9 protein-coding genes are annotated in these 10,713 nt (G+C 68.8%); 5 read left to right on the top strand and 4 right to left on the bottom strand.

Going from position 1 to position 10,713, the window contains the following annotated elements; translation table 11 throughout:
- Positions 1 to 53 precede the first annotated feature (53 nt).
- The 3 genes from TSH58p_RS16955 to TSH58p_RS16945 all read left to right on the top strand — a co-directional run bounded on the left by TSH58p_RS16955 (position 54) and on the right by TSH58p_RS16945 (position 3,177).
- The gene (locus TSH58p_RS16955; RefSeq protein WP_109069712.1) at positions 54 to 1,064 is read left to right on the top strand and encodes a TRAP transporter substrate-binding protein; all 1,011 of its coding nucleotides are present in this window, start codon (positions 54 to 56) and stop codon (positions 1,062 to 1,064) included.
- Positions 1,065 to 1,183: 119 nt separating this feature from the next.
- Complete coding sequence (locus TSH58p_RS16950; protein ID WP_109069711.1) at positions 1,184 to 1,882, top strand: TRAP transporter small permease; 699 nt, start codon at positions 1,184 to 1,186, stop codon at positions 1,880 to 1,882.
- A complete protein-coding gene (locus TSH58p_RS16945; RefSeq protein WP_109069710.1) occupies positions 1,879 to 3,177 on the top strand; it encodes a TRAP transporter large permease in 1,299 nt (432 codons plus the stop codon). The genes TSH58p_RS16950 and TSH58p_RS16945 overlap by 4 nt, the downstream gene beginning before the upstream one ends.
- 91 nt (positions 3,178 to 3,268) lie before the next feature.
- On the opposite strand, the gene TSH58p_RS16940 is transcribed toward TSH58p_RS16945, so the two are convergent.
- The 3 genes from TSH58p_RS16940 to TSH58p_RS16930 all read right to left on the bottom strand — a co-directional run bounded on the left by TSH58p_RS16940 (position 3,269) and on the right by TSH58p_RS16930 (position 6,156).
- Positions 3,269 to 3,625 carry a zinc ribbon domain-containing protein YjdM gene (locus TSH58p_RS16940; RefSeq protein ID WP_109069709.1) on the bottom strand — a complete coding sequence of 119 codons (357 nt, stop codon included), beginning with the start codon at positions 3,623 to 3,625 and terminating at the stop codon, positions 3,269 to 3,271.
- Between the two features lie 119 nt (positions 3,626 to 3,744).
- Positions 3,745 to 5,316, bottom strand: a complete 1,572-nt coding sequence (locus tag TSH58p_RS16935) for a methyl-accepting chemotaxis protein (RefSeq protein WP_109069708.1) — start codon at positions 5,314 to 5,316, stop codon at positions 3,745 to 3,747.
- Between the two features lie 84 nt (positions 5,317 to 5,400).
- The gene (locus tag TSH58p_RS16930) at positions 5,401 to 6,156 is read right to left on the bottom strand and encodes a transporter substrate-binding domain-containing protein (RefSeq protein WP_158282592.1); all 756 of its coding nucleotides are present in this window, start codon (positions 6,154 to 6,156) and stop codon (positions 5,401 to 5,403) included.
- Between the two features lie 223 nt (positions 6,157 to 6,379).
- Between TSH58p_RS16930 and TSH58p_RS16925 the strand changes: the two genes are divergently transcribed.
- Both TSH58p_RS16925 and TSH58p_RS16920 read left to right on the top strand, forming a co-directional pair.
- Complete coding sequence (locus TSH58p_RS16925; RefSeq protein WP_109069706.1) at positions 6,380 to 8,431, top strand: molybdopterin oxidoreductase family protein; 2,052 nt, start codon at positions 6,380 to 6,382, stop codon at positions 8,429 to 8,431.
- A gap of 117 nt (positions 8,432 to 8,548) precedes the next feature.
- Positions 8,549 to 9,643, top strand: coding sequence for a nitronate monooxygenase family protein (locus TSH58p_RS16920; protein ID WP_109069705.1), 1,095 nt, complete (start codon positions 8,549 to 8,551; stop codon positions 9,641 to 9,643).
- A gap of 24 nt (positions 9,644 to 9,667) precedes the next feature.
- Here TSH58p_RS16920 and TSH58p_RS16915 read toward each other — a convergent pair whose 3' ends face one another.
- Positions 9,668 to 10,705 (bottom strand): GGDEF domain-containing protein, encoded by a 1,038-nt coding sequence (locus tag TSH58p_RS16915; protein ID WP_109069704.1) that lies wholly within the window; start codon positions 10,703 to 10,705, stop codon positions 9,668 to 9,670.
- Positions 10,706 to 10,713: the final 8 nt, after the last annotated feature.

Genomic DNA, 10,713 nt, shown 5'->3' with positions numbered 1-10,713 from the left:
ATATCAAAGGTCGGACCATCAGTCCGACCAACAACAAGTGGAGGATGACCCCTATGAAGTTCGCTTCGCTGCTGTGCGCCACCGTCGCCGCCGGCTGCCTGATGGCCGCCACCGCCGCCACCGCGCAGGAGCCGATCGTCATCAAGTTCAGCCACGTCGTCGCTCCGGAGACTCCGAAGGGCAAGGGCGCCGAGAAGTTCAAGCAGCTGGCCGAGCAGCGCACCGCCGGCAAGGTGAAGGTCGAGGTCTACCCGAACAGCCAGCTCTACAAGGACAAGGAGGAGCTGGAGGCCCTGCAGCTCGGCGCCGTGCAGATGCTGGCCCCGTCGCTGGCCAAGTTCGGCCCGCTGGGCGCCAAGGAATTCGAGATCTTCGACCTGCCCTACATCTTCCCCTGCAAGGCCGCCCTGGTGAAGGTCACCACCGGCGCGATCGGCAAGCAGCTGTTCCAGAAGCTGGAGAACAAGGGCATCACCGGTCTGGCCTATTGGGACAACGGCTTCAAGATCATGAGCGCCAACAAGCCGCTGCACGCCACGGCGGACTTCAAGGGCCTGAAGATGCGCATCCAGTCGTCGAAGGTGCTGGACGCGCAGATGCGCGCGCTCGGTTCCCTGCCGCAGGTGATGGCCTTCTCCGAGGTCTATCAGGCGCTGCAGACCGGCGTCGTCGACGGCACCGAGAACCCGCCGTCCAACATGTACACCCAGAAGATGCACGAGGTGCAGAGCCACGCCACGCTCTCCGACCACGGCTATCTGGGCTACGCGGTCATCGTGAACAAGAAGTTCTGGGACGGCCTGCCGGCCGACGTCCGCACCCAGCTCGACGGCGCGATGAAGGAGGCGACCGAGTACGCCAACAACATCGCCCAGGAAGAGAACGACAAGGCGCTGGAGGCGATGAAGGCCTCCGGCAAGACCAAGTTCTACGAGCTGACCAAGGAAGAGCGCGCGTCGTGGCGCCAGGCGATGCTGCCGGTCCACGAGGACATGGCGTCGCGCGTCGGCAAGGAACTGCTGGCGAGCATCAAGACCGAGACCGACGCCGCCAAGTGCGAGTGATCAAGAGCGTCTGATCGGGCGGCCCGGCCGCCCGGTCCAATCAAGCAAGACCAACGCACAGCCCTCGGCAAGCGCCCGCGCATTCGACGCGGGCGCTTCCTCCTGCGCGCGGAGCCACCATGCCCATGAAAATCCTAGACCATCTGGAGGAGATTCTTATCGCCTTCCTGATGGCTGCGGCGACGACGATCATCTTCATCTCCGTCGCCCACCGTTACGCCGCCGGTTTCCCCCTCATCCAGGACTACATCCTCCACTGGAATCTGGCCTGGGCGCAGGAGCTGTGCATCTACATGTTCGTCTGGATGGCGAAGTTCGGTGCCGCCTACGGTGTCCGCACCGGCATCCATGTGGGTGTGGACGTCCTCATCAACAAGTTGTCCACCCCCCTGCGCGCGAAATTCATCGTGTTCGGTTTGCTGGCCGGCGCGACCTTCACCGGCGTGGTCGGCACGATGGGCTCCACCTTCGTCTGGCACATGTCGGAAACCGAGCAGGTGTCGGCGGACCTCGAATGGCCGATGTGGATCATCTATCTGGCGATCCCGCTCGGCTCCTACCTGATGTGCTTCCGCTTCCTTCAGGTGATGGTGAACTTCCTGCGCACCGGCGAGCTTCCGCACCACGACCACGGCCATGTCGAGGGTCTGGAGGAGGACACCACCGACCCGCAGCGCGCCGCGCAGGACGTCAACTGGTACGAGATGGACGACAACCTGCACCCGCACGACATCGCCCATCATGAAGGCCGCAAGCCCGGCAGCGGCCCGGCCACTGGCCCAGCCACTGGCAAGGGACCGAAGGAGAACGACCGATGAACGCCGCCATCATCTTCGGCCTGCTGCTGGTGCTGATGCTGACCGGCATGCCGATCTCGATCTCGCTCGGCCTGACGGTTCTGACCTTCCTCTTCACCATGACCCATGTGCCGATCGAGGCCGTGGCGCTGAAGCTGTTCACCGGCATCGAGAAGTTCGAGATCATGGCGATCCCGTTCTTCATCCTTGCCGGCAACTTCCTGACGCACGGCGGCGTGGCCCGGCGCATGATCAACTTCGCCACGGCGATGGTCGGCCACTGGCACGGCGGCCTCGGCCTCGCCGGCGTGATGGGCTGCGCCCTGTTCGCGGCGGTGTCGGGCTCCAGCCCGGCGACCGTGGTGGCCATCGGCTCCATCGTGCTTCCGGCGATGGTCGCCCAGGGCTTCCCAAAGCAGTTCGGCGCCGGCGTCATCACCACCTCGGGCGCGCTGGGCATCCTGATCCCGCCGTCCATCGTGATGGTGATGTACTGCGTCGCCACCAGCGGCACCGCGAACTCCGCCTCGGTCGGCCAGCTCTTCATGGCGGGCGTCATCCCCGGCCTGATGCTGGCCTTCGTTCTGGGCGGCGTCACCTGGTACCGCGCGCGCAAGTTCGGTTACCCGCGCCTGCCGAAGGCCAGCCTGGTCGAACGCTTCAAGGCCTTCCGCGAAGCGATCTGGGGCCTGTCGCTGATCGTCATCGTCATCGGCGGCATCTACTCCGGCGTCTTCACGCCGACCGAAGCCGCGGCGATGAGCGCCGTCTACGCCTTCATCATCGCGGTCTTCGTCTACAAGGACATGCCGCTGCGCGGCGTGCCGAAGGTGCTGCTGTCCTCGGCCAGCATGTCGGCGATGCTGCTCTACATCATCACCAACGCGGTGCTGTTCTCGTTCGTGCTGACGTCGGAGAACATCCCGCAGGCCATCGCCGACTGGATCGTCAGCCAGGGTCTGGGCGTGATCGCCTTCCTTCTGGTGACGAACATCCTTCTGCTGATGGCCGGCAACTTCATGGAACCGTCGTCGATCGTGCTGATCATGGCGCCGATCCTGTTCCCGGTCGCCATGAAGCTGGGCATCGACCCGGTCCATTTCGGCATCATGATGGTCGTGAACATGGAGGTCGGCATGTGCCACCCCCCGGTGGGCCTGAACCTCTACGTCGCGTCGGGCATCACCAAGATGGGCATCACCGAGCTGACCGTGGCCGTCTGGCCGTGGCTGCTGGCGATGCTGGGCTTCCTGGTGCTGATCACCTACGTGCCGATCATCTCCACCTGGCTGCCGCGCGCGCTGGGGATGATGTAATCCCCAAGCCTCGGGCGATGGCCCATAAGGAAAACCCCTCGCCGGAGCGCTCCGGCGAGGGGTTTTCTCTTTCCGGGGAAGCCGGGTGGCGTCACGCCTTCTTGACGAATTCCGACTTCAGGTTCATCGCGCCGATGCCGTCGATCTTGCAGGCGATGTTGTGGCCGTCGGCCCCATCGACCAGACGGATGTTCTTCACCTTGGTGCCGCCCTTGACGACGAGGGACGAGCCCTTGACCTTGAGATCCTTGATGACCGTCACCGAATCGCCGTCGCTCAGCGCGTTCCCGTTGGCGTCCCGCACGCCCTGATCCGCCGCAGCCTCCGCACCCGCGCCGCCTTCGGCCTGCGGGTTCCATTCATGGGCGCATTCGGGGCAGATCCACAGCATGCCGTCCTGATAGACATGCTCGGAGTTGCATTTCGGGCACTTCAAACCGTCGTCCATATCATCCTCGCCGTTCGGGAGCGGCATCCTAGTGCGGCGAGGCGAAATCCGGAAACGCAACTTGCCCGCGGCGGGCATTTCCTCCCGCCGCAGGCACGTTGCGCGTCATCCCAGGCCGCTTACGCCGCCTTGATCGAAGCCAGGAACTTCTGCACCTCGTCACGCAGATCGACGAAGCGCGCCTGGAGGGTCTGGGCGACCTCCACCGACTCGCGGGCCGCCGTCGCCACCTCCGACGAGGCGCCGGAGGCGACGGCGATGCTGCGGGTCACCGTGTCGGCCTCGCCGGCCACGGTGCGGACCTTCTCGGCGATCTCGCCGGTCGCGGCCAACTGCTCCTGGACCGAAGCGGCGATCTCCGCGGAGCGCTGGCTGAGCTGGCCGATGGTCTCGGTGATGGCGCCGATGGCGGAGACGGTGTCCTGGGTCACCGACTGGATGGCGCCGATCTGGGTGGCGATCTCCTCCGTCGCCTTGGCGGTCTGGCTGGCGAGATTCTTCACCTCGCTCGCCACCACGGCGAAGCCCTTGCCGGCCTCCCCGGCCCGCGCCGCCTCGATCGTCGCGTTCAGGGCGAGCAGATTGGTCTGGCCGGCGATGGAGGTGATGAGGCTGGTGATCTCGCCGATCTTGGCGGCGCCGGCGGCCAGCGCCTCCACCGTCTTGCGGCTGGCGTCGGCGCGCTCGATGGCCTGGGCGGACATGGCGACCGACTGCTTCACGCTTTCGGCGATGCTGCGGATCGACTGGGTGAGCTGCTCCGCCGCCGCGCTGGCGGTCTGGACGGTGCGGCTGGTCTCGTCGGCGGCCCCGGCCACCGAGGCGTTGCACTGGTCGGCGCGCAGCGCGCTCTCCAGCATGCTGCCGGCGCTGCCCTTCATCTGCGAGGCGGCGGTGGAGGCCTCGCCGACCGTCGCCTGGACCGAGCGGTCGAAGGCGGCGGCAAGTCGGGTCAGCCGCTCGCCCCTCTGCGCCTCCTCGGCCTGCCGGGCCAGCTTCTCGGCTTCCAGCTGCTGGCGGTGCTGGGCGTTCTGGCGGAGCATGTCGATGGTGCGGGCCATCGCCCCCATCTCGTCGCGCCGGTCGAGGGCGGGCACGGCGACCGCGTAGTCGCCCTGGGCCAGCCGGCCGACCATGGCGGTGATCTGCATCAGCGGGCGCGTGATCGCCGAGACGACGAGGTAGAGCGCCGCCATGATGGCGAGGAAGGCGACCGCTCCCACGGCGATCTGGGTCGCCGCGTCGGCGGTCACCCGCGCCTCCACCCGGTCGGTGCGCAGGCGCAGGACGAACTCGCCGATGGTCTTGCGCTGCCCGGCCTGCCCGCCGACGATCGGCTTGACCACCTCGATGAAGCCCTTCGCGGCCTTGGTGTCGCCGACCTCGGCCACCACCTTGGCCTTGTCGTCGCGCACCTGGGCGCCGAGGAAGTCGGGGTCGGAGGACGGCGCCTTGGCGACCTCGCGCACCTGCTCGGTGTCGAAGTCGTAGAGCGGGATCGCCGCCGCGCGGGCCTGGAGCGCGGCCACCATGTCGGCCCGCGCCGCCAGCGTCTCCTTGGCCTGGTTGGCCGAGCTGTGCACGCCCCAGGCGATGGCCAGCACCTGATAGACCAGCAGCACGCCGCCGATCAGCAGCATTGCCCGCAGGCGCAGCCCCACACCGCCGCCCTGATGTCCGCCGTCCGTCATGATCCGCCCTTTTCTCTTTCTGAACAACCGGTCGCCAAACGGTCGGCGCCCAGCGGCGCCCCCGGCGGCATCACAGGGGTGGCGTCACTGGGTCGCCTTGAACGCGGCTTCGAGCTTCGCCAGAACCGCCTCGGCATCCGGTGTCTTCTTCGACACGACGATGTAGACGTCCAGGCTCTGGACCGGCGTGGCCTTCAGGTCGGGAAGCGTCTTCCCGCCCAGCGCCTGCTGCATCGGCAGCGAGTACTGCAGCAGCGTCGGCGCCCGCCCGGCCTGGAGAAGCTGCAGCGCCTGATCGGCGGTGCGCGCGTCGACCATCTGCACCTTGTTGGCCGGGTCCTCCATCCAGGCGCGCCAGCCGCCGTAGGAGTAGCCGTTGAGCGCGATGACCGCCTTGCCCGACAGATCCTCCTTCGCCTTGACCGCCGGGGCTTCGCCGATGCCGTAGGCGTTCAGCTCGATCCGGGCGATCGGCGCTGCGCTGATCAGCGTGGTGCCGTCGAATTCCTTGACCGTGCGGATGCCCAGAAAGATGTTGAAATCGCCGTCCGCGACGCCGGAGAAGAGGCGGCGGGCCGGGGCCGATTCGGCGGTGTAGGCGATCCCGGCCGCCTTGGCGGCCTTGTCGAACGCCTCGATCAGGCTGCCCTTCGCGGCCCCGCCGTCGGTCTGGGTGTAGGGCGGGAATTCCACATAGCCGAGCTTCACGCCGTCCGCCCGCGCCGCGGCGATTCCCGGAGCGGCCATACCGGCGACGGCTCCGACCATGGCTCCGATCAGGCTGGCGAACACCCCGGCCCGCAGCGTCCGCCGGGCGCCTGCGGCAACATTCGCGATCATACGGCTTCCCCTTGCTGTGTCGTTCCGCGCTCGCCGCGGCGCACACGCCGCCTTATGCGAGTATTTTTCTGGAAACATACATCTTTCCTGGACGCGCCTCCACAAGGATAGGGCTGCAATATTGAAATCTGATGGCAGTCCTTAAACAATCCTGACCGGTTGCGGAATGCCGGACGCCGGACATAAGCTGATCACCGCTTTTCCCCCGCCGAGGCGTCCTTCCGTGAACTCCGTCTTCCTGCCGACCGCCTGCCCGCACGATTGCCCCAGCACCTGCGCCCTCGAAGTGGAGCGGGTCGCGCCGGACCGCATCGGCAAGGTCCGCGGGGCCGCCGCCAACAGCTACACGGCGGGCGTGATCTGCGCGAAGGTCAGCCGCTACGCGGAGCGCGTCCATTCCCCCGACCGGCTGAAGACGCCCTTGCGGCGCACCGGCCCCAAGGGCTCCGGCCAATGGGCGGAGATCGGCTGGGGCGAGGCGCTCGACCGCATCGCCGACGCCTTCCTGGACGCCGAGCGGCGTCTTGGCGCGGAAGCCGTCTGGCCCTACTTCTACGCCGGCACCATGGGGCTGGTGCAGCGCGGCGGCATCCAGCGGCTGCGCCACGCGAAGGGCTATTCCCGGCAGATCAGCACGGTGTGCGACACGCCGGCCAACATGGGCTGGCTGGCCGGCCACGGCGACATCCGCGGCGCCGACCCGCGCGAGATGGCCGACAGCGACCTGATCGTGAACTGGGGCGGCAACCCGGTGGCGACCCAGGTCAACGTGATGACCCACGTCAGCCGGGCCCGCAAGGGCCGCGGGGCGAAGCTGGTCACCATCGACCCCTACCGCACCGGCACGGCGGAGGTGTCGGACCTGCACCTGATGCTGCGCCCCGGCACCGACGGCGCGCTGGCCTGCGCGGTGATGCACGTCCTGTTCCGCGAAGGCTTGGCCGACCGCGCCTATCTCGACCGTTACGCCGCCGGGGCGGACCGGCTCGAAGCCCATCTCGCCACCCGCACGCCCGAATGGGCGGCGGCGATCACCGGCCTGACGGTGGAGGAGATCGTCGGCTTCGCCCGCCTCTACGGCACGACCAGGCGCAGCTATCTGCGGCTGGGCTACGGGCTGACGCGCGCCCACAACGGGGCGGCGCAGATGCACGCGGTGTCCTGCCTGCCGGTGATCACCGGCGCCTGGGCGCACAAGGGCGGCGGGGCGCTCTACTGCTCGTCGGGCATCTACAGCATCGACCGCACCCTGTCGGAGGGGCTGGACCGGCTCGACACGTCGGTGCGCGGCTTCGACCAGTCGCGCATCGGCGCGGTGCTGACCGGCGAGGACATCGCCGGCGGCCCGCCCGTCACCGCCATGCTGATCCAGAACACCAACCCGGCGGCGATCTGCCCGGACAGCGCCCGCGTGCGCCGCGGCTTCCTGCGCGACGACCTGTTCGTGGCGGTGCACGAGCAGTTCATGACCGACACGGCGCAACTGGCCGACATCGTCATCCCCGCCACCACCTTCCTGGAGCATGACGACCTCTACCGCGGCGGCGGGCAGATGCACATCCTGATCGGCCGCAAGGTGATCGAGCCGCAGTTCGAGGCGCGCGAGAATCACTGGGTGATCTCCGAACTCGCCCGCCGCGTCGGCGCCGAGCATCCGGGCTTCGGCATGAGCGCGCTGGAGATCATCGATTCCATGCTGAAGACCTCCGGCCTGAGCGACGCTGCCACCCTGACGGAGCAGCGCTGGATCGACGCCCAGCCGGATTTCGAGACCTCGCACTTCCTGAACGGCTTCGCCTTCCCGGACGGGCGGTTCCGCTTCGCGCCGGACTGGGCGGCGCTCGGCCCCTACGGCGCCGGCCAGTTGCCGGAGTTGCCGGACCACATGACTCCAGGCCGCCCGGCGGACGCCGAGCATCCCTTCCGCCTCGTCACCGCCCCGGCGCGGCAGTTCCTGAACTCCAGCTTCACCGAGACGGTGACCGCCCAGCGCCGCGAAGGCCGCCCCACCGTGCTGATCCATCCGGAGGACGCGGCGGACCTCGCCCTGGCCGACGGCGACGCCGTGCGCCTCGGCAACGGGCTGGGCAGCGTCGTCGTCCACGCCAAGCCCTTCGCCGGGGTGCCGCGCGGCGTGGTGATCGTGGAAGGCATCTGGCCGAACAGCGCCTTCCTGGAGGGGATCGGGATCAACACCCTGACCTCGCCCGAGCCGATTCCGCCGGCGGGCGGTGCGGCCTTCCACGACACGGCGGTGTGGCTGCGCGCCGCCTGAGCGGTTCCCGGAACCCATCACCGGACATGATCCGTCCCATCTGAACAAATCATTTTTCACGATGGCCGGACTGCCCTAGCCTCCCTCTGCGGATCATCGAAAGCGGAGGGCGGCGCTATGCCGGTTCACACCACACTGACCCAGCGCCTGGGCCTGTCCCACCCCATCGTGCAGGCTCCGATGGCCGGGGGCGCCGACACGGCGGACCTCGTCGCCGCGGTGGGAGAGGCGGGCGGCATCGGCTTCATCGGGGCGGCCTATCTGTCCCCGGACCAGATCGCCGAGCGGGCGCGGGCAATCCGCGCCCGGACCTCCCGCCCCTTCGGGATCAACCTGTTCGCCCCCCTGCCCGCGCCCGCCGCGCCGGACGCCGGATGGATGGACGCGGCGGTCGCCCGCATCGCGCGCTACCACGCCGACCTCGGCCTGCCCGCCCCCGGGATACCGGTGATCGGCGCCGACGGCTTCGCCGCCCAACTGGCCGCGGCGCTGGACTGCGGAGCGTCGGCCTTCAGCTTCACCTTCGGCATCCCGCCCGCCGATGCGCTGGCCGCCATCAAGGCGCGGGGCACGCTCCTGATGGGCACGGCGACCAGCGTCGAGGAGGCGGCGGCGCTGGAGCGGGCGGGCATGGACGCCGTGATCGCCCAGGGCGCCGAGGCCGGCGGACACCGCGGCAGCTTCGCCACGGGCTCGGGAGAGGTCGATTTCGCCGCCGGGCTGGTCGGCACCATGGCGCTCGTCCCGCAGGTGGTGGACGCGGTGAACCTGCCGGTGCTGGCGTCCGGCGGCATCATGGACGGGCGCGGCATCGCGGCGGCGCTGGCGCTCGGGGCGGCCGGGGTGCAGATGGGCACCGCCTTCCTGACCTGCGCGGAGGCCGGCATCCCCGAAGCGCACAAACAGGCGATCCTCGACGCCTGCGAGACGCAGACGCGGGTGACCCGCGCCTTCTCGGGCCGCCCGGCGCGCGGGATCGTCAACCGCGTGATGGAGGACATCGCGGACGGCGACGCCCTTCCCTTCCCCCTCCAGAACACGCTGACCCGCCCGATGCGCACCGCCGCGGCGCAGCAGGGGCGCGCCGAGTTCCTGTCGCTGTGGGCCGGACAGGGCGTCCGCCTCGCGCGGCGGCAGACGGCGGCGGAGTTGATGGCGCGGCTGGTGGACGAAACCGACGCCGCGGTCCGGCGCCTGACGGGAGTTATCTGACGGGAGCTATCGGACGGGCGGCGGTCAGCCCGCCACCGTGGCCTCGGCGCAGACCCGGTTGCGCCCGCCGCGCTTGGCGGTGTAGAGCGCCTCGTCGGCGCGGCGCAGCAGGGCCAGCAGATCCTCGCCGGGCCGGTATTCCGCGGCGCCGACCGACAGGGACACCGATCCGTAATTGGCGTTGCGCGTCCGGTTGATGATTTGCCGCGACCCGACCGAGGCGCGGAGCTGCTCGGCCACCTTCAGCGCGTTGGCAAGCGCGGTGTGGGGCAGGATGACGCTGAACTCCTCCCCGCCGTAGCGGGCGACGGTGTCGCGCCCCTTCACCCCCTCGGTCAGCACCTTGGCGACCAGCTTCAGCACATGGTCGCCGACGAGATGGCCGTGGACGTCGTTGAAGCGCTTGAAATGGTCGATGTCCACCATCAGCAGGGTCATCGGCATGCCGGTCTGCATCGCCTCCTCCGCGGCGGAGGCCAGCGCCAGATCGAAACCGCGCCGGTTGACGATGCCGGTCAACCCGTCGGTCATCGCCTCCCGCCGCGCGGAGTCCAGAACGACGCGCAACTCGGCCAGTTGCTGGCTGGATTCCATGAGCTGGCTTTGCAGGCGGGTCTGGCGATCCACGATGGCGGTCGTCTCCGCCGCGATGGCCGCCACCATGGCGCGCAGTTCGGCCAGACTCATCGGCTGGTCCAGCTCCCCCCGGAAGCCGGCCAGCGTCTGCCCATAGCGATCGGTCTCCGACCCGACGCTGCCCAACTGGTCGAGGATGCGCCCCAAGGCGACGCGCGCCCGCTCCGACGTCTCGCGGATGGCCTGGGCCTCGGCGTCGAGCGTGAAGAAGCGCTTGTACAGCTCGTCGCAATGGCCTTGCGACAAGGTGGCGCCGTCGCGCTGGGCGAGCTCGATGGCCCGGGTCAGGTCGGGGTTCTGCCCGCCGAAATAGGCGTACCAGAGGGTGAAGTTCTCCGGGTTCGGCAACAGCCCATGGACGGCGATCCGATCCATGGCGCGGCTCGCGAGAATCCGCGCCGTCTCGAAATCCTGATCGCCCGCCATCCTGCCCG

Origin of the sequence: Azospirillum sp. TSH58, assembly GCF_003119115.1 — a bacterium.
GTDB lineage: Bacteria > Pseudomonadota > Alphaproteobacteria > Azospirillales > Azospirillaceae > Azospirillum.
Note: the sequence above shows the minus strand (reverse complement) of the source record. Positions and strands in the feature narration are given on the sequence as shown.